The organism is Corynebacterium sp. MSK032 (assembly GCF_030232065.1).
Lineage (GTDB): Bacteria > Actinomycetota > Actinomycetes > Mycobacteriales > Mycobacteriaceae > Corynebacterium > Corynebacterium jeikeium_D.
Genome location: NZ_JASPJR010000011.1, coordinates 17,782 through 35,941, shown reverse-complemented (window position 1 = coordinate 35,941; position 18,160 = coordinate 17,782). Strand labels below are relative to the sequence as shown.

Here is an 18,160-nt window from a genome sequence, read left to right as displayed (position 1 = left end):
CATGACCGCGAAGGCTGAAGGATCCGCAGTGCGGACAATTAAGGGTTTCGGCGATCGCCTCAGCGAGGTTGTCGCCGCGCGCGGCCGGCTCTGTGTGGGAATCGACCCGCACCCTAGGTTGCTGGATGCCTGGCAGTTACCGCGATCGGCAGAAGGTCTAGAGCGCTTTGCCACCACATGCGTCGAAGCGTTTGGTGACATCGTTGCCGTCGTCAAGCCCCAGGTGGCGTTCTTCGAAGCCTACGGTTCCAAGGGCTTTGCCGTCCTGGAGCGGACGTTGGCGGACCTGAAGGACGCAGGTGCGCTGTCGATTGCAGATGCCAAGCGGGGCGATATCGGTTCGACGATGGCTGCATACGCTGATGCCTGGCTGTCGGATAGCTCGCCGCTAGCCGCCGACGCACTGACGGTATCTCCGTACCTTGGGTTCGGTGCTCTTGATCCGGCGTTTTCGTTGGCGTTGGAGAACGGACGCGGCCTGTTCGTGCTGGCCGCAACGTCCAATCCGGAAGGTGCGTCCGTACAGAAGGCGACGGTTTCGGGTGAGAGTCTGGCTCAGACCATGGTCAACCAGGCAGCCGCTATTAATGCCCGCCAGATTGACGCTGGTGCAAAGGCGGGCAGCATCGGCGTTGTTGTTGGCGCAACGCTTGACGACGCCCCGGTGCTCAGTGACCTGCGTGGTCCCATTCTCATGCCCGGTGTGGGAGCTCAGGGTGGAACCCCGGCCGATGTAGATCGTCTGGCAGGGGAATCCAAGGGGCTTGCACTGCCAAATATTTCGCGTGCAATTCTCTCCGCTGGGCCTGATCCTGCTGCGCTGCGGCGCGCAACTATTGAAGCTGCGGCTCCGTTCCTATCCGAGAGTTAGCAGCGAATCGACAATTTGGCAGAGGCCCGCAGGGCGCACCTCATAGAACAGGTGCCCCTGCGGGCTTCTTCCGTACCTAGCTGCCGAGATTTTCCTAATGAGCCTCAGGTGGCGGCGGAGTAGGTATAGGCAAGTTACTGTGACGATTCCTGGGAGATTTCGTACAAAAACCGTGGTCAATTTCCATTCTCCTGGGCAAACGGTGCTACAATCGCCGGAGTTGGTTGACCACGACCGAAAGGTGGGGCGGATAAAGCCCTGGTGTCATTTTTATCGACACCCCGTCAGCATTTGCCTCAACAACCGGTAAGTGCGGTACGGTCTCCAATCGTTAAGCACGGTGTCGTTGCCTGCCCTTGGTGGACGCGAGGCTCGTGCAAGTAAATAAGAAACTAACCAATCTATTTTTACGGAGGAACACGTGGCCCTTCCGCAGTTGACCCCGGAGCAGCGTGCAGCAGCACTCGAGAAGGCAGCTCAGGCCCGCAAGGTACGCGCAGAGCTCAAGGACAAGCTGAAGCGTGGCGCTATCGACCTGCCAGAGGTTCTCAAGCAGGCTGACGAGAACGAGATCATCGGCAAGATGAAGGTCTCCGCTCTGCTCGAGGCTCTGCCGAAGGTCGGCAAGGTCAAGGCACAGGACATCATGAATGACCTGGAGATTGCTCAGACCCGCCGCCTGCGTGGCCTGGGTGACCGTCAGCGTCGCGCTCTGCTGGAGCGCTTCGGCTACGCAGTGGAGGACTAGTCGCAGTGGCCGGGAATGAAAACGGTCAGCTGGTAGTCCTTGCCGGCCCTGCCGGTGTGGGAAAATCCACTGTTGTCAGTCGGCTCCGTGCCGAGGTTCCCGGACTGTACTTCAGCGTTTCCATGACCACCCGCGCCGCACGGCCGGGTGAGGTCGATGGCCGCGACTATTTCTTCGTGACCCCGGAGAAGTTCCAACAGCATATTGATGCAGGAGAGATGCTCGAGTGGGCTGAAATCCACGGTGGTCTGCAGCGTTCTGGAACGCCGCGTGGCCCGGTGGATAAAGCTCTCGCCGAGGGACGTCCGGTACTCGTTGAGGTGGATCTGGCGGGAGCCCGCTCCATCCGTAAGGTAGCGCCGAATGCTCACCTGCTGTTCTTGGCTCCGCCAAGCTGGGAGATTCTCGTCAGCAGGCTCACTGGTCGTGGCACGGAAACCGAGGCGCAAGTCAAGCGTCGCCTGGAAACCGCGCGAGTGGAAATGGATGCTCAGCACGAATTCGATGAGGTTGTTGTCAACGACAATGTCGATGATGCTGTGGCGGCCATCGCTCAGGCGCTGACTACTGGCAAGTAACAGGGCGACTCCACATCATCGATAGTAGAAATCGTTTCCAAGCAATGGTGTTTCTATTGCTCCGACGGTTTCTATTGTCACCCCAGTAACTCACGTTCTATTGAGGAAAGATTTCTCGTGACCCAGGAAAATACCGCCACCGAGGCAGTGTTCGACCCGCCAATTGGTATTACCAATCCGCCGATCGATGAGCTGCTTGGTAAGGCTTCTTCGAAGTACGCTCTGGCTATCTTCGCTGCCAAGCGTGCACGCCAGATTAATGACTACTACCAGCAGATTGACGAAGGCATGCTGGAGTACGTTGGCCCGCTGGTTACTCCGGGGGTCGCTGAGAAGCCTCTGTCCATCGCTCTTCGTGAAATCAACGCTGGTCTGCTGGACCACACTGAGGGCTAGAGCATTTCCTTAAGGGGAGATATCTGTATGCATGCCGCCGGTAATGCTGACGTATCCGAATGTTTAAAGGTTGTCGTCGGGGTTGCCGGCGGCATCGCTGCATATAAGGCCGCACACGTTGTTCGTGGCTTCAAGGAACTCGGTCACGATGTTCGCGTCGTTCCCACCGAGTCCGCATTGAATTTTGTAGGTGCGGCTACTTTCGAGGCGCTGTCGGGGAACCCGGTGTCGACTACGGTTTTTGACGCAGTCGATGAAGTTCAGCATGTCCGCGTGGGGCAGGAGGCCGACCTCGTCGTCGTGGTTCCCGCGACTGCCGACTTTATGGCGCGTGCCGCACACGGGCGTGCCGACGACCTTCTCACCGCAACTTTGCTTGTGGCGACCTGCCCGGTGGTTCTGGCTCCTGCCATGCACACTGAGATGTGGAACCATCCAGCTACGCGCGATAATGTCGCGATTCTTCGTCGCCATGGCACTATTGTCCTCGATCCGGCCCATGGCCGTTTGACTGGTAAGGACACTGGTCCAGGTCGTCTGCCGGAGCCAGAGCAGATAGTTTCGCTGGCATTAGCGGCAGTCGAGAATCCGCGCCACTTCCGCCGCGACTTCGAGGGCGTGCGCTTCATGATTACTGCCGGTGGCACCCGTGAGGCTATCGACCCGGTACGTTTTATCGGCAACCACTCCTCAGGGCGTCAGGGCTTCGCGCTAGCTGAGATGGCAGCACAGCGTGGCGCTCAGGTCACTGTGGTGGCAGGACATACAGATCAGTTGCCGACACCGCTGGGCGCGAATGTTGTAAAGGTTGATTCCACTTTGGAGATGGCCAAGGCCGCCCACGAACACTCCAAGTTGGCCGATGTCTGCATTTTTGCCGCTGCCGTCGCCGACTTCCGTCCGGCATCGACCGCTGGGGCCAAGATGAAGAAGGGCGTCGCAGACGACGCTTTGAGCAACATCCAGCTCGTAGAAAACCCTGACATTCTGGCTACCACTGTGGAGCGGCGTAAAGCGGGCGAGATTCCGGCAACCACGACGATGGTGGGCTTTGCGGCTGAGACCGGCGACGAGACGACGACGCCACTCGAGCTTGCGAAGCAGAAAATTGTGCGCAAGGGCTGCGATTTGCTCATGTGTAACGACGTCTCAGGTGGGCAAACTTTCGGTGCGACGGACAATGTCGGATGGTTGTTGTCTCTCGATGGCGAGCAGTGGGACGTGCCGCGGGGCTCAAAATTCTCGGTGGCCGGTTCGATTTTGGATACAGTTTCCGAGCTGCGACAGGAACCTCAGCCAGCGGAGTAGCGGAGGCCTACTACGGCGACTGAACCGCTTGGTCTATAATTATCGAATCAAACGAAAACCCACGCCGCAGCGACACCGCAGGCGTGGGGAAATGATCTAGAAGAAAGTTGTACTGCTCGTGGCCTCTAATCTTCGGCTGTTTTCCAGTGAATCTGTTACCGAGGGGCACCCAGATAAGATTTGCGACTCGATTTCGGACTCCATCCTTGACGCTATGCTCGCGCAGGATTCTGCATCGATGGTCGCCGTTGAGACTGTGGTGACTACCGGTTTAGTCCATGTTGTTGGCGAAGTTCGCACGAAGAGCTACGTTGACATCCCCGGTATTGTCCGGAGTCGACTGAAGGAGATCGGTTTCGATTCTTCTGAAAAGGGCTTTGACGGCAAGACCTGCGGCGTCTCCGTTTCGATCGGTGAGCAGTCCTCAGATATTCACGACGGTGTGCACACTTCTCTGGAAGCACGCAGCTCTGATGGCGAAGTCGAAGCAGAAGATCTCAAGGGCGCTGGCGACCAGGGGCTGATGTTCGGCTACGCTACCAACGAAACTCCGGAGTACATGCCGCTACCGATTGCGCTGGCACACCGCCTGGCTCGCCGCTTGACGCAGGTACGCAAGGAAGGCATCGTCCCATCGCTTCGACCGGATGGTAAGACTCAGGTCACCTTCGCTTACGACGAAGACAATAACCCGGTGTACTTGGACACTGTTGTGGTGTCCACGCAGCACGACCCGGATGTGACCCAGGAGTGGATTACCGAGCAGATTAAGACTCACGTAGTCGATTGGGTGCTCGACGACGCTAACTTGCGCGAGCGCTTTGTTACCGATGAATTGAAGCTGCTGGTCAACCCGTCTGGCCAATTTATTATCGGTGGGCCGATGGGCGATGCCGGCCTGACCGGCCGCAAGATTATCGTCGACACCTACGGCGGTATGGCTCGCCACGGTGGCGGCGCATTCTCGGGTAAGGACCCGTCAAAGGTGGACCGCTCCGGCGCTTATGCCACCCGTTGGGTTGCGAAGAATGCCGTGGCTGCGGGTCTGGCTGACCGCCTGGAGATTCAGGTCGCCTACGCTATCGGCCGCGCTCGCCCGGTAGGCCTTTACGTCGACTCTTTCGGCACCGGTCACGTTTCAGACGACGCCATCCGCGAGGCTATCAACAAGGTCTTCGACCTTCGTCCGGCCGCTATTATTCGTGACCTGGACTTGCTGCGCCCGATTTATGCGCAGACCTCCACCTACGGTCACTTCGGCCGAACTGACTTGGACCTGCCGTGGGAGCAACTCAACCGTGTTGAAGAGCTCCGCGCAGCCGCTGGCCTGGGATAAACACCACCCGCCAGCATGACCCTGGGGTGGGGAAGTAGAGTAAGACTCTATGACCGACGCCCCCTTCGCACCCGCCGCCGCAGCTGAGAAGCTGCCAGTCGCGCGGGTGCTTCCACTTTTGGGGCTGCCGCAGTTGGATCGCCCCTTCGATTACCTGGTTCCGCGCGCGCTAGCGGAGGAAGCGGTTGTCGGTTGCCGGGTGCGGATTCGATTCCACGGCCAATTGGTCAATGCGCTGGTGCTGGAGCGCTGTGCCACGCCCACTCACGACGGCAAACTGTCCTATCTCAAGGATGTCATCAGCACTGAGGTTGTCTATCCGCCACAGCTTCGACGGTTGGTGGATTCTCTGGCGGAGTATTACGGCGCAACACGCTCAAACATCATTCGCTCCGCCATCCCAACCCGCCATGCACGGGCCGAACGTGCCCGCAAGGAGAACATGCCCCCGACGTGGGAGGAATTGGGAAAGCTTGCCACCGAGGATCCGGATCTTTCCGCTTGGGGCAACTATGTCTTCGGCGAATCCTTTGTCGATTCCGTCCGCAAGGGCGCCCCGGCACGCGCAGCGTGGCAGCCAGTTCCAGGGGAACAGGTGGCAGCCATGCTCGCCGCGCTCAGCGTTTCGGTCGCCCGCGATGGTGGCGGTGTTCTCATCATTGTGCCGGACGCACGCATGCAGGCGCGCTTCGAGAGCGCTTTTCGCGAGCTCATTTCTGCCCGTCAGCTCACTCTTCTCGGGGCTGGTCTCGGGCCCGAGTCCCGCTATCGCCGGTACCTGGATATCCTGCACGGCCAGGGGCGCATAGTCGTCGGCACGCGTTCGGCAGCGTACGCCCCAGTGCAGAATCTGCGTTTAGCAGTGATTGTCGATGATGGCGATGACAACCTCGTAGACCCCCGCGCACCCTACGTCCACTCTCGCGAGGTGCTGGTCACGCGAAGTGCGCAGGAGGGATGCGCTCTTATTTTTGCATCGTATAGCCGTACAGCAGAGGTGCAGCTGCTGGTCTCCTCAGGTTGGGCGCACAATCTGGTTGCAGGCGCCGACGCCCTGGCTGAGTCCATGCCGGAGATGATTGCCTCGACGGACACTTCCGAAGACCCGGATGACGTAAGTAGGGGACGCCTTCCTGCCATTGCTTTTCGACGGGCAAAAGCCTCGCTGCGCGAAGAGCTTCCGATTCTGGTCCAGGTACCCCGTAAGGGATATGTGCCGACATTGTCGTGTCGTTCCTGTGGCGCGCCTGCGCGCTGTCGCTGGTGTAACGGTCCACTGGGAATTCCACCGTCCGATAACCCGGACGATCCGGCGCCGCCGACCTGTCGGTGGTGTGGGCGCATCGACATCCACCACCGTTGCCATAGCTGCGGTTCCACAAAGATTCGGCCAGTCGTGGTCGGCAGTGAACGTACGGCGGAAGAGTTTGGCCGCATTTTCAGTCCATTCCCAGTCGTCGCTTCCTCTGGCGAACGGATTGTTGATGACATTCCCGAAGGCCCGAGGGTCGTGGTGGCCACGCCGGGAGCCGAGCCTTATGCGCCGGAGGGTTACGGTGCAGTGATGCTGCTGGACACTTGGGCGATGCTCGGCCGGCAGGACTTGCGCGCGCATGAAGAGGCCTATGCGCATTGGTCTCGGGCTGTCACGCTTGCGCGCCCGCGGGAGCGAGGCGGAGCGGTGGTTATCGATGCGGATGCTGCAGTCCCGACTGTGGCCGATCTTCTGGCATGGGACGCGGTAGGCGCTGCGAACAGGGAATTGGCCGACCGTACAGCCGCCGCTCTGCCTCCGGCCTTTCACGTGGCAGCGGTGGACGGGACTGAAGAGGGCCTGCGTAACTTCATGGAGTCCCTGGAGGTTCCATCGGGCGCGGAAATCCTGGGGCCGGTAGACCTTCCCCGCAACGCCAGACCACCAGCAGGCGTGGAACCGGGTACACCTATTCAGCGGATGTTGGTGCGCTGTGACCGTCGGCAAGCACGGGCGGTGGGAGCGGCGTTGAAGGCAGCACAGGTCGTTCGAGCGACCAGGAAGGACCCGACGCCGGTGCGCGTTGTCGTCGATCCGATTAATTTCGGCTAGCTGCTAAAATGAGCGCGTTATCGCTTGATTCACACCAGTTTTCTTGGAGGCTCTAAGTTCATGGCAGTTCGTGAGGTACGTCTTTTCGGCGATCCGGTGTTGCTGTCCAAGGCGGATACCGTCACTGATTTCGACGCGACGCTGTCGCACCTGATTGATGACATGTTCGACACGATGGACGAGCAACAGGGCGTCGGGCTCGCGGCAAACCAGGTCGGCGTGCTGCAGCGCGTTTTCGTCTACGACTGCAACGGCACCCGCGGGCACATCGTCAATCCGGAATGGGAAGCCATCGGCGACGAGACTGTCCACGAAATCGAAGGATGCCTATCTATCCCGGGTATTAATGGACCCGTGACTCGACACGCACGTGTGCGCGTTACTGGCCAGGATCGCCACGGCACACCGGTGAGCTTCGAAGCTGATGATTTGCTGGCTCGCTGTGTGCAGCATGAAAGCGACCACCTGGATGGTGTGCTGTTTTTGAAGCGTCTCGAGGGCGACGAGCGCAAGACCGCGATGCGTTCTCTGCGTGAGCAGGACTGGTTCCTCAACCGCGGTTAACTCACCTGCGCCTAGACCCCTGGGTGTGGCGCCCCGAGTTTCATCACTAGATTAACTAGAACAACTAGGTCCACCAGGAAGGAATCCACTTACTGTGCGCCTGATTTTTGCCGGAACCCCGGAACCTGCTGTCGTTGCACTGAAGAAGTTGCTCGAAGACTCCCGTCATGAAATCGTCGCTGTTCTCACTCGCCCCGATGCCCGCCGTGGCCGCGGTAAGTCGCTTTCGCCCTCGCCGGTGAAGGCGCTGGCCTTGGAACACGACATTCCCGTGCTCACCCCGACGACCCTGCGCGATGAAGAGATCCAGCAGCAGATCCGCGAATTAAACGCCGACTGCATCCCGGTGGTCGCCTACGGCAATCTCGTGCCGGAGGAATTGCTCGATGTACCGACGCACGGCTGGGTCAATCTGCATTTCTCACTGCTTCCTGCTTGGCGAGGTGCCGCGCCGGTGCAGGCAGCTATCGCTGCCGGCGATGAAGTCACGGGTGCCAGTACTTTCCGGATTGAAAAGGGTCTGGATACCGGACCAGTTTTCGGTACCGTCACCGAAGCGATTCGCCCGACCGATAATGCCGACGACCTTTTGACCCGCCTGGCATACTCCGGCGCGGATCTTCTAGCCGCCACCATGGACGGCATCGAAGCCGGTGCGTTGCGTCCGACCGCTCAGCCAGAACAGGATGTCAGTTACGCCGCTAAGTTCGGGCCGGAGGATGCCCGAATCGTTTGGACTCAGCCGCGACATCTTCTTGACCGCCGCGCTCGTGCATTCACGCCTGCCCCAGGTGCGTGGACAACTCTCGACGGCGCACGTTTGAAGGTCGGAGAGCTCACCCCGCTTTCCGACGAGGACAGCGCCGCGGTCGACGAGGTGCGAAAGGCAGCTGCTCCGGAGGCGGCAGCCGCCACACCGGGTGAGTTGGTAGTGGAGAAGCACCGAGTATCTGTGCGTTGTGCCGATGGCTATGTGCAGCTGGTGAAGGTGCAGCCACAGGGTAAGAAGATGATGGATGCGTCCGACTGGGCGCGAGGTAGCCAACCCGGCGGAAAGGTCTGCGAGTAAATGGGCAACGACAAACCCCGCCACACCGGTGGCGGACGGCAGCGCGGCAACCGCAGCGGACAGAACCGCAATGACCGCAACCGTAACCGTGACAACAGAGGTGGGGACAATCGCGGTGGCATTGACCAACCGCGCAAGGTCGCACTGAAGGTACTAGCCGACGTTCGCGAGAATGATGCTTACGCGAACCTGCTGCTGCCCAAGTTGCTGAAGGCACACAAGCTCAAGGGTCGGGATGCTGCTTTTGCAACTGAGCTGACGTACGGCACACTGCGGGCGGAAGGCCTGTTGGATGCCGTGATTGAGGCATCGTCGTCACGTCCGTTAAGCGATATTGCTGGACCGGTGATGGACGTGCTGCGCCTGGGCACGTACCAGCTGCTGCGTACGCGCGTCGATGTCTACGCGGCGGTCGATACCTCGGTGCGGGCAGTGGCGAAGGTGGCGGGACCTGGTGCCCGCGGCTTTGTCAATGCCATTTTGAGGAAGGTTTCCTCGAAGACCGAAAGCGAATGGGTGGCTGAGATTGCGCCGGATCCTGCGACCGATCCGATTAGCTACGTAGCGATGAAGCATGCCCACCCGCGCTGGATTGCGATGGAGTTTGCCCGCGCACTCGGTGCACAAGCCGGTGAGCTGCAGCAGGCACTCGCTGCCGACGATGCGCGCCCGGTGGTGCACTTGGTCGCTCGTCCGGGCGAGATTACTGCTGAGGAATTGGCACTGATCACCGGCGGTGAAGAGGGACCGTGGTCGCCGTACTGCGTGCGCTTGGATTCCGGTGCCCCAGGAGAATTGGAGCCGGTCCGACAGGGCTTGGCTGCGGTGCAGGACGAGGGTTCTCAGCTCATTGCGCGTGCCGTCACCATGGCACCCGTTGCCGGTGAAGACAGCGGCCGCTGGTTAGATTTGTGTTCCGGCCCCGGTGGTAAGTCAGCTTTCATCGGCGGCATCGCAGCTATTGAGGGCGCGAAGCTCGACGCTGTTGAGGTATCTCCGACTCGCGCAGAACTGGTGAAGAAGGCCACGGCCGGGCTGCCAGTGACTGTAACGGTTGCGGATGGTCGCGATACCGGGCTGGAGGCAGGCTTTGACCGCATTTTGGTAGACGCGCCGTGCTCTGGTTTGGGCTCGCTTCGCCGTCGCCCGGAAGCGCGCTGGCGGAAGTCGCCGTCCGATCTGAACTCCTTGACTGCGCTGCAGTTTGAACTGCTCAGTGAAGCTGTGCGTCTGGCACGGCCGGGTGGCATCATCGTCTATTCCACGTGTTCTCCGCATCTGCGTGAAACCAGGGGCATTGTCGATAGGGCAGTGACGGAATTGCCGGTGACGGAGCTGAAGGCACACGAGCTGGTAACGCCGATGACTGATGTCGGACCGTATCCATCTGTGCAGATGTGGCCACACCGCCACGGTACCGATGCGATGTTCTTCTCAGTTTTGCGCAAGAACGACTAGGCTCAGAGGTTATGAGCGCACCAATTATTGCCCCGTCCATTCTCGCTGCTGACTTCGCTCGCCTCGACCGCGAGGTTGAGGCTGTAGCCAATGCAGACTGGCTACATATCGACGTCATGGATGGCCACTTCGTTCCCAACCTGTCCTTCGGCGCTCCGGTGCTGGAGGCCGTAGCTGCGGTGACGGACAAGTACTTGGATGTCCATCTCATGATTGAGAACCCGGAGAAGTGGGTCGACACCTACATTAAGGCGGGGGCGAGCTCCGTTATTTTCCATGTGGAAGCCGTCGACGATGCCATCGCACTGGCACGCCACATTCGTTCCCAGGACGTGAAGGCCGGGTTCTCGCTGCGCCCGGGTACCCCAATTGAGCCGTGGCTGGATCACCTCGCCGAATTCGACGAGGTGCTGGTCATGAGTGTCGAACCCGGTTTCGGGGGCCAGTCCTTTATGCCGGATCAGCTAACCAAGGTCGAGAAGCTGCGTCAGCGCATTGATGCCGAAGGTCTGGATACTCTGATCGAGATTGACGGTGGTATCTCCGCCAAGACCATCGAATCCGCTGCCGCCGCCGGTTGCGACGCCTTCGTTGCAGGGTCGGCCGTATTCGGCGCTGAGGATCGTGCGGCTGCTGTCGATGAGCTGCGCGCACTGGCAACTGCTGCTGCAACTAAGTAGACGGCGGTGAAGCACGGTGGCACAGTTTCCGGATCTCGTCTCCGCACAGCCGCTGACTGACGCTCAAGCTATGGCATTGGCCATAGAAGCCGGCCAGCGAGTTCGGGGCACCACCTATCCCAATCCACCGATTGGTTGCGTTATCCTCGATACCGCAGGGATTGCGGTAGGAGTGGCCGGAACTGAGCCGGTAGGTGGCCGACACGCAGAGCCACAAGCATTGGAAATGGCGGGGGCACGAGCTCAGGGCGGTACTGCAGTGGTCACACTAGAGCCGTGCAATCATATCGGCCGTACACCACCGTGCACCGAGGCACTTGCGGCAGCCGGAGTTTCCCGCGTCATATTTGCGGTCGCCGATCCTAATCCCGTGGCCGCTGGCGGCAGCGAGTGGTTGCGATACAAGGGAATCGACGTGGTCGAGGAGTTCCAACGCAATCGTGTGGCGGATGGCTATCTGCGTCCATGGTTACACTGGCAGCGCACTCGGCGCCCACACATCACGCTGAAGACGGCGGGCACGCTGGATGGTTTCGCCGCCGCTACCGACCGCACCTCGCAGTGGATTACGGGGGAGCAGGCGCGGGCACGGGTACATATCGATCGTGCACGTCGGCAAGCGATTGTCGTCGGAACGGGAACAGTGCTCGCTGACAATCCGCGATTGACCGCGCGCACACCAGACGGCGAGGAGCTGTCAACGCAACCCCTGCGCATCGCGATCGGCACCTCGGAAGTCGCCGCCGATGCGAATATCCGCGGCGATAACTTCCGCCACATTCAAACTCACGATGTGGAAGTGGCGCTGGAGACAATGGCGGATATGGGGCTTATTGACGTGCTGGTAGAAGGCGGCCCACGGCTCGCCAGCGCTTTCTTAGAAGCCGATGCTGTCGACGCAATCGAGTCCTATATTGCCCCGGCGTTTCTCGGCGCTGGTCTGCCCGTGACATCGGCCAACCACGAGACCACCATCACTGACATCTCCCGCTTCCGTACCGTCGCGGTCGAGACTCTGGGGGATGACATTTTGATTACGGCACTCCGCAGTGGCAAAGATCGCGGGTAGACCGGCTAGAGTTAATTTTGTAAAAATCTTTCAATTTATAACAAACGGTAAAGGATTTTCCTGACCACCATGTTTACGGGAATTGTTGAGGAACTCGGCGAAATTCGCGAAATCCACCGCGAAGCCGATTCCATTACTCTGACCATTCGCGCGACCACCGTGCTTGACGACGTGCACCACGGTGATTCCATTGCTGTCAATGGTGTTTGTTTGACCGTCGTGGAGTTTGGCGATGATTTTTTTACCGCTGATCTCATGCAAGAGACTCTGGATAGGTCGAGCCTCGGCCAGGTTGAGGTCGGCTCCAAGGTCAACCTCGAACGTGCAACCGCAGTCGGTCAACGCCTCGGCGGCCATATCGTGCAGGGACATGTCGATGGCACCGGCGAGGTTATTTCGCGCACGCCAGGGGAGCGCTGGGAAGTAGTGCGGATTTCGCTGCCGGAGCATCTCTCCAAGTATGTCGTGGAAAAGGGCTCAATTGCCGTGGATGGTACTTCGTTGACCGTCTCTGCAGTAGGCGAGGGGTTCTTTGAGGTCAGCCTGATACCGACGACGCTGACGGACTCCGTTATTGGTTCGACCGCGGTAGGCGCCAAGGTCAATTTGGAAGTCGATGTGCTAGCCAAGTACGTCGAGAAAATGTTGGAAAGATAAGCTACAAGACTGTGATTAAGTTCGATTCTGTAGAGCGGGCCATTGCGGACATCGCAGCCGGTAAGGCCGTGGTCGTCGTCGACGATGAAGATCGTGAGAACGAGGGCGACATCATCTTCGCCGCCGAGAAGGCAACGCCTGAACTTGTTGCCTTTATGGTTCGCTATTCCTCTGGTTACATCTGCGCGCCCCTGACCGCCGAGGACTGCGAGCGTCTGAATCTGCCACCGATGGTGTCAGAGAATGAGGATGCCCGCGGTACCGCATACACAGTGACCGTGGATGCCAACACCGGTACGACCGGTATTTCCGCCACAGATCGTGCGAACACCATTCGTACTCTGGCTGACCCCACTTCGAGCCCGCACGATTTCACCCGACCAGGACACGTGGTTCCGTTGCGAGCTCGCGATGGTGGCGTCCTCGTCCGTGCCGGCCACACCGAGGCTGCGGTCGATCTCGCCCGCCTGGCAGGGCTCCGTCCTGCCGGCGTGCTGTGTGAGGTTGTCTCCGAGGAAGACCCGACCGGTATGGCGCGCGCGGAGGAACTGCGTCGCTTCTGCGACAAGCACGATTTAGCGCTGATCTCCATTGAGCAGCTGATCGAATACCGTCGCCACAACGAGCACTTGATTGAACGCGTTGTCGAAACCAAGCTGCCGACCGACTACGGCGAGTTCCGTGCCATTGGGTACCGGAGCCTTATCGACGGTGTTGAGCATGTCGCTCTCGTTGTGGGGGATGTGTCTTCCAACGATGGTCAGGACGTCCTCGTGCGTGTGCACTCCGAATGCCTCACTGGCGACGCACTGGGATCTCGCCGCTGCGACTGCGGTCAGCAGCTGCACAACTCCATGCGCATGGTTCACGAAGCGGGGCGTGGCGTCATCCTCTACATGCGCGGTCACGAAGGCCGAGGCATTGGTCTGATGCCGAAGCTGGAGGCCTACCATCTGCAAGATGAAGGCGCTGACACCGTTGATGCCAATCTTGCGCTCGGTTTGCCGTCGGATGCCCGTGAGTACGGCACTGGTGCACAGATTCTGCAGGATCTTGGAGTCACCACTATGGCGCTGCTGACGAACAATCCGACCAAGCGTGCCGGCCTAGGTGGTTATGGACTGGAGATGAGCCGCCGGGTACCGGTGCCAGTTGAGGTCAACGAGGATAACTTGAAATACTTGTTGACAAAGCGCGAACGCATGGGCCATGAGCTCCCTTGGTTGGATGAGTACATGGAGACCCACGGCATTTCGACAGAAGGAGCACAGTAGATGAGTGGCGCAGGTCTTCCTGAAATTTCCGTTCCCGATTCCACTGGTGTGACCGTCGGTCTGGTCACCTCTCACTGGAACGAGGAGATTACTGGGCAGCTTCGTCGTGAAGCGCTGGCACAGGCCGAGGAGGTCGGCGCTGTAGTCACGGATGTGACTGTCGTCGGTGCTCTGGAGATTCCGGTTGTGGTGCAACAGCTCGCGCGAACTCACGACGCCGTGGTGGCGCTGGGGTGCGTTATCCGCGGTGGTACGCCGCACTTCGACTATGTCTGCGACTCGGTGACTGAGGGCCTGACGCGGATCGCACTGGACTGTGAAACGCCAGTTGGCAATGGTGTGTTGACCTGCAACACTGAACAGCAGGCAATTGATCGTGCCGGCGGTGAGGGAGCTGCGGAGAATAAGGGTCGCGAGGCCATGGCCGCAGCGCTGCATACCGTCGCAGTGTTGAAGTCCCTTCGTGAAGGTGGAGCTGAGTAAGAATGGGTAACTCCGAACGCCACAGCAATTCGACTGCCGTCGACACCGGTAGCGAAGACAAATGGCTGTTGGAAATCACCTCGCAAAAGCTGCGTCTGTGGGCGATTATCGCTGCAGTTGTGGTCTTCGCTATCCATATCTTCATGGGTATCGTGGTGGACTTTGGTAACACCGGAGCTTCGGTGACCGCTATCGACCAGCTGGCTTTCCCAATGATTGGTTTGATCATCGCCGGGGTAATCCTGCTGCTGACTCGGGCTCGCGTTCGCGTAAATGCCAGGGGTGTGGAAGTCCGCAATCTACTCAATGCGAAGTTTTACCCGTGGGTCGATATCTACGGCCTGAGTTTTCCAAAGAAGTCCCGCTGGGCTCGCTTGGAGCTGCCTGACTTTGAGTTTGTGCCGATGCTCGCGATCCAGTCGGCCGACGGCAGCCGCGTCGTGGAAGACATTCGCCGGTTCCGTGAACTTGAAGACAAGTTCATGCCGGAGGACTAACCCAAGGACACGTTTTAAGGACACCGTAAGTGACTGACCCTTCTCAGTACCGTCCCGCCCCCGGCACCATTCCCACGGAGCCGGGGGTGTACCGTTTTCTCGATTCAACCGGGCGCGTTCTCTACGTCGGCAAGGCGAAGAATCTCCGTGCGCGTTTGTCTAACTATTTCCAGGACTTAACTCGGCTTCATCCCCGCACCCGCCAAATGGTGCAGTCCGCTTCGAAGGTGACGTGGACTGTCGTCCACAATGAAGTCGAAGCGCTGCAGTTGGAGTACACCTGGATCAAGCGCTTTAATCCGCGGTTCAACGTGATGTACCGCGACGACAAGTCGTATCCGATGTTGGCCGTCAGCGTTGGAGAGCTGTACCCGCGGCTCTTTCTCTACCGAGGACCGCGCCGGAAGGGCGTGCGTTATTTCGGGCCTTATTCACACGCGTGGGCTATCCGAGAAACGCTCGACTTGCTTACACGAGTTTTCCCAGCCCGCACCTGTTCAAAGGGAGTCTTCAACCGGCAGCAAGCCCTGGGGCGGCCCTGTTTGCTCGGCTATATCGACAAATGCTCGGCGCCTTGTGTCGGCCGTGTCAGTGCCGAGGAACACCGCGAAATTGTCCGTGGTTTTACCAGCTTCATGTCGGGAAATACGGGCCCGGTCACGAGGCGCTTAAAGAAGGAAATGGAGGAAGCTGCCGGCGAGTTAGACTTCGAGCGCGCCGCTAGTCTGCGCGACAACCTCGCTGCCATCGACAAGGTCATGGAGCGGCAGTCAGTCGTGCTTTCCGACGCCGCCGATGCCGACTTTATTGCGCTAGCAACCGACGAACTGGAAGCGGCCGTGCAGATTTTCCATGTTCGGGCGGGACGTATTTACGGTCAGCGCGGCTGGGTAGTGGAGAAGTCCGGCGAGTACGCGACTACGGAGTTTCGAGAGGGAGAAACTGACCCCAGCTTGGGTGGGCTGCTAACGCAGTTCCTGACACAGTTCTATGGCGACGCCGCCAAGCACGCGGATGTCGACGGCGATGAATCAACCACTGCCGCCCAGGTTGTGCCACGCGAAATTCTCGTTCAGGCCACGCCCGACGATCTTGACGAGGTTACTGCATTTTTGACCGATATTCGTGGCACCAATGTAGATATTCGCGTCCCACAACGCGGTGACAAGCGGACGCTCATGGAGACCGTGCAGAAAAATGCAGCTGAAGCGCTACGCCAGCACAAGCTAAAGCGAAGTGGAGATCTAACTACTCGATCGCAGGCTCTCTCCGAACTCCAGGACGCGCTATTTATGGATGAAGCGCCGCTGCGCATCGAGTGCACTGACATCTCGCATATTCAGGGCACCGATGTGGTGGCCTCGTTGGTGGTCTTCGAGGATGGATTGCCCAAGAAGTCCGACTACCGCCGCTACCGAATCAAAGATGCAGCGGGTGACGGTCGCTCGGACGACGTCGGTTCTATCGCTGAGGTGGTGCGCCGTCGTTTTCTGCGCCATAACGAGGACAAGCTCGCCATGCCCGATGATGCAAGCGAGATGTTCGTCGAAGAGACGACTGATGCCGTCGATGAGCAGTCGCGGAGTAACCGCAAGTTTGCCTACCCGCCACAGTTGTTCATCGTCGACGGTGGTGCACCGCAGGTCGCAGCCGCACAGGCGGTCCTCGATGAACTCGAGGTCACCGATGTGACGTTGGTGGGGATTGCCAAGCGCTTAGAAGAGCTGTGGATTCCCGACGATGATGAGCCACTCATTCTGCCGCGCAATTCGGAGGCGATGTACCTTATTCAGCGAATTCGTGATGAGGCGCACCGCTTTGCCATTAATTATCACCGCCAGCAGCGCTCTAAACGCATGCGTTCTTCGGTGCTTGATGGCATTAAGGGGCTGGGGCCAGCACGCCGCAGTGAGTTGGTCAAGCACTTTGGTTCCGTTGCGGCGCTGAAGAAGGCCAGCGTCGAGCAGATCGAAGAAGTGGCTGGTTTCGGGCCGATGCTCGCGAAAACTGTTTACGATTACCTCCATCCAGACGAGAAGCCGTCAGATCCAAACTCGGATGTCGGTCCGGGAGAGTAGGCGTAGAAGTAGGTAAACAAGTGGCTAAAACCGCACTTGAAACAGTGCTAGGGGGTTTACTTCCGCTAGTAAAACCGAGAGCGGTTGGGCGGAATTGTATTAGAGTGATGGCATGATTACTTCGGGTTATTCCCCTCAGGCTGAAAAGTCACTTGTGTTGATTACCGGCATGTCCGGTTCCGGACGCAATACGGCCGCCAGCGTCTTGGAGGAGATGGGCTGGTATGTCGCAGACAACCTGCCACCGGAGTTAATTATGCGCATGGTCGAGTTGTCGTTTGAGGCGGACTCTCCAGTAGAGCGCCTCGCTATCGTCACCGACGTGCGCTCGCGCGCGTTCGCCGGCAGTTTGGGGGAGGTGCTCGACGGACTCCGCAATGAGGGGCGCCAGCCCTATGTCATCTTCTTTGATGCCAACGACGACACCCTCATCGCCCGCTACGACTCTGTCCGCCGCACCCATCCGCTGCAGGAAAATGGCACGCTTTCACAGGGTATTGCCGCTGAACGTCAGATGTTGCTGCCAATAAAGGGCATGTCGGATTTAGTAGTGGATACTTCTGACATGAGCGTGCACGATTTGCGCCGTGAGTTAGAGCATCAGTTGTCGGATACCGCTAGTAAGATTCAGCAGATCACCATCGAATCTTTTGGGTTTAAGCACGGTGCACCGCGCGATGCCGACATGCTTTTCGACGTCCGTTTTCTCCCCAATCCCTATTGGGTACCTGAGCTGCGTGCGGGCCGCGGTACCAACAAAGCCGTGGCCGACTACGTGCTGTCCCAACCTGAGTCTCAGGGGTTTTTGGACAACGTCACAAACTTGATTGAATTGGTTTTGCCCGGGTACCGCCGTGAGGGCAAGGGTTTTATGACTATCGCTGTGGGATGCACCGGAGGCCATCACCGAAGTGTGGCCATGTCGGAGGCGCTGGCTAAGAAGCTCGAGGGAGTTTCCGGGATCAACGTCAACGTCGTCCACCGCGATATTGACCGCAATTAGCGGTT

The 18,160-nt window shown here is 59.2% G+C and carries 18 protein-coding genes; all 18 read left to right on the top strand.

What is annotated here, in order from left to right; translation table 11 throughout:
- The first annotated feature begins 1 nt into the window (after window position 1).
- The 18 genes from pyrF (at window position 2) to rapZ (ending at window position 18,155) form a co-directional block, all read left to right on the top strand.
- Entirely contained in the window at window positions 2–871 is an 870-nt protein-coding gene (gene pyrF, locus QP995_RS07555; RefSeq protein ID WP_284853074.1) for an orotidine-5'-phosphate decarboxylase, read from the top strand.
- A gap of 421 nt (window positions 872–1,292) precedes the next feature.
- Window positions 1,293–1,619, top strand: coding sequence for an integration host factor, actinobacterial type (gene mihF / locus QP995_RS07550; RefSeq protein ID WP_016422714.1), 327 nt, complete (start codon window positions 1,293–1,295; stop codon window positions 1,617–1,619).
- A gap of 5 nt (window positions 1,620–1,624) precedes the next feature.
- Window positions 1,625–2,197, top strand: a complete 573-nt coding sequence (gene gmk, locus QP995_RS07545) for a guanylate kinase (protein WP_070438382.1) — start codon at window positions 1,625–1,627, stop codon at window positions 2,195–2,197.
- A gap of 117 nt (window positions 2,198–2,314) precedes the next feature.
- On the top strand, window positions 2,315–2,593 hold the full coding sequence (gene rpoZ / locus QP995_RS07540; RefSeq protein ID WP_005510796.1) for a DNA-directed RNA polymerase subunit omega: 279 nt from the start codon (window positions 2,315–2,317) through the stop codon (window positions 2,591–2,593).
- A gap of 27 nt (window positions 2,594–2,620) precedes the next feature.
- A complete protein-coding gene (gene coaBC / locus QP995_RS07535; protein ID WP_284853073.1) occupies window positions 2,621–3,901 on the top strand; it encodes a bifunctional phosphopantothenoylcysteine decarboxylase/phosphopantothenate--cysteine ligase CoaBC in 1,281 nt (426 codons plus the stop codon).
- Between the two features lie 118 nt (window positions 3,902–4,019).
- A complete protein-coding gene (metK, locus tag QP995_RS07530) occupies window positions 4,020–5,237 on the top strand; it encodes a methionine adenosyltransferase (RefSeq protein WP_016422717.1) in 1,218 nt (405 codons plus the stop codon).
- Window positions 5,238–5,286: 49 nt separating this feature from the next.
- Window positions 5,287–7,323: a primosomal protein N' gene (locus tag QP995_RS07525; protein ID WP_284853072.1), complete on the top strand. Its 2,037-nt coding sequence runs from the start codon at window positions 5,287–5,289 to the stop codon at window positions 7,321–7,323.
- Window positions 7,324–7,383: 60 nt separating this feature from the next.
- A complete protein-coding gene (gene def / locus QP995_RS07520) occupies window positions 7,384–7,887 on the top strand; it encodes a peptide deformylase (RefSeq protein ID WP_016422719.1) in 504 nt (167 codons plus the stop codon).
- Between the two features lie 94 nt (window positions 7,888–7,981).
- Window positions 7,982–8,956 carry a methionyl-tRNA formyltransferase gene (gene fmt / locus QP995_RS07515; RefSeq protein WP_016422720.1) on the top strand — a complete coding sequence of 325 codons (975 nt, stop codon included), beginning with the start codon at window positions 7,982–7,984 and terminating at the stop codon, window positions 8,954–8,956.
- Window positions 8,957–10,414: an RsmB/NOP family class I SAM-dependent RNA methyltransferase gene (locus QP995_RS07510; RefSeq protein ID WP_284853071.1), complete on the top strand. Its 1,458-nt coding sequence runs from the start codon at window positions 8,957–8,959 to the stop codon at window positions 10,412–10,414. It abuts the gene before it with no gap.
- An 11-nt stretch (window positions 10,415–10,425) separates the two neighbouring features.
- Window positions 10,426–11,094: a ribulose-phosphate 3-epimerase gene (gene rpe / locus QP995_RS07505; RefSeq protein ID WP_070866368.1), complete on the top strand. Its 669-nt coding sequence runs from the start codon at window positions 10,426–10,428 to the stop codon at window positions 11,092–11,094.
- A gap of 16 nt (window positions 11,095–11,110) precedes the next feature.
- A complete protein-coding gene (gene ribD / locus QP995_RS07500) occupies window positions 11,111–12,163 on the top strand; it encodes a bifunctional diaminohydroxyphosphoribosylaminopyrimidine deaminase/5-amino-6-(5-phosphoribosylamino)uracil reductase RibD (protein ID WP_070866369.1) in 1,053 nt (350 codons plus the stop codon).
- A gap of 69 nt (window positions 12,164–12,232) precedes the next feature.
- Window positions 12,233–12,820 carry a riboflavin synthase gene (locus QP995_RS07495; RefSeq protein ID WP_016422724.1) on the top strand — a complete coding sequence of 196 codons (588 nt, stop codon included), beginning with the start codon at window positions 12,233–12,235 and terminating at the stop codon, window positions 12,818–12,820.
- 11 nt (window positions 12,821–12,831) lie between these two features.
- A complete protein-coding gene (locus QP995_RS07490) occupies window positions 12,832–14,094 on the top strand; it encodes a bifunctional 3,4-dihydroxy-2-butanone-4-phosphate synthase/GTP cyclohydrolase II (protein ID WP_070866370.1) in 1,263 nt (420 codons plus the stop codon).
- Window positions 14,095–14,577: a 6,7-dimethyl-8-ribityllumazine synthase gene (gene ribH, locus QP995_RS07485; protein WP_048731874.1), complete on the top strand. Its 483-nt coding sequence runs from the start codon at window positions 14,095–14,097 to the stop codon at window positions 14,575–14,577.
- Between the two features lie 2 nt (window positions 14,578–14,579).
- On the top strand, window positions 14,580–15,074 hold the full coding sequence (locus QP995_RS07480) for a PH domain-containing protein (protein WP_048731875.1): 495 nt from the start codon (window positions 14,580–14,582) through the stop codon (window positions 15,072–15,074).
- Window positions 15,075–15,103: 29 nt separating this feature from the next.
- On the top strand, window positions 15,104–17,152 hold the full coding sequence (uvrC, locus tag QP995_RS07475) for an excinuclease ABC subunit UvrC (protein ID WP_016422728.1): 2,049 nt from the start codon (window positions 15,104–15,106) through the stop codon (window positions 17,150–17,152).
- Between the two features lie 112 nt (window positions 17,153–17,264).
- The gene (gene rapZ, locus QP995_RS07470; RefSeq protein ID WP_005510809.1) at window positions 17,265–18,155 is read left to right on the top strand and encodes an RNase adapter RapZ; all 891 of its coding nucleotides are present in this window, start codon (window positions 17,265–17,267) and stop codon (window positions 18,153–18,155) included.
- The last annotated feature ends 5 nt before the right edge of the window (window positions 18,156–18,160 follow it).

Coding starts and splice junctions, on each gene's coding strand:
- pyrF (WP_284853074.1), top strand. CDS start 2: ATGACCGCGAAGGCTGAAGGATCCGCAGTGCGGACAATTAAGGGTTTC.
- coaBC (WP_284853073.1), top strand. CDS start 2,621: ATGCATGCCGCCGGTAATGCTGACGTATCCGAATGTTTAAAGGTTGTC.
- QP995_RS07525 (WP_284853072.1), top strand. CDS start 5,287: ATGACCGACGCCCCCTTCGCACCCGCCGCCGCAGCTGAGAAGCTGCCA.
- def (WP_016422719.1), top strand. CDS start 7,384: ATGGCAGTTCGTGAGGTACGTCTTTTCGGCGATCCGGTGTTGCTGTCC.
- QP995_RS07510 (WP_284853071.1), top strand. CDS start 8,957: ATGGGCAACGACAAACCCCGCCACACCGGTGGCGGACGGCAGCGCGGC.
- rpe (WP_070866368.1), top strand. CDS start 10,426: ATGAGCGCACCAATTATTGCCCCGTCCATTCTCGCTGCTGACTTCGCT.
- QP995_RS07495 (WP_016422724.1), top strand. CDS start 12,233: ATGTTTACGGGAATTGTTGAGGAACTCGGCGAAATTCGCGAAATCCAC.
- ribH (WP_048731874.1), top strand. CDS start 14,095: ATGAGTGGCGCAGGTCTTCCTGAAATTTCCGTTCCCGATTCCACTGGT.
- QP995_RS07480 (WP_048731875.1), top strand. CDS start 14,580: ATGGGTAACTCCGAACGCCACAGCAATTCGACTGCCGTCGACACCGGT.
- rapZ (WP_005510809.1), top strand. CDS start 17,265: ATGATTACTTCGGGTTATTCCCCTCAGGCTGAAAAGTCACTTGTGTTG.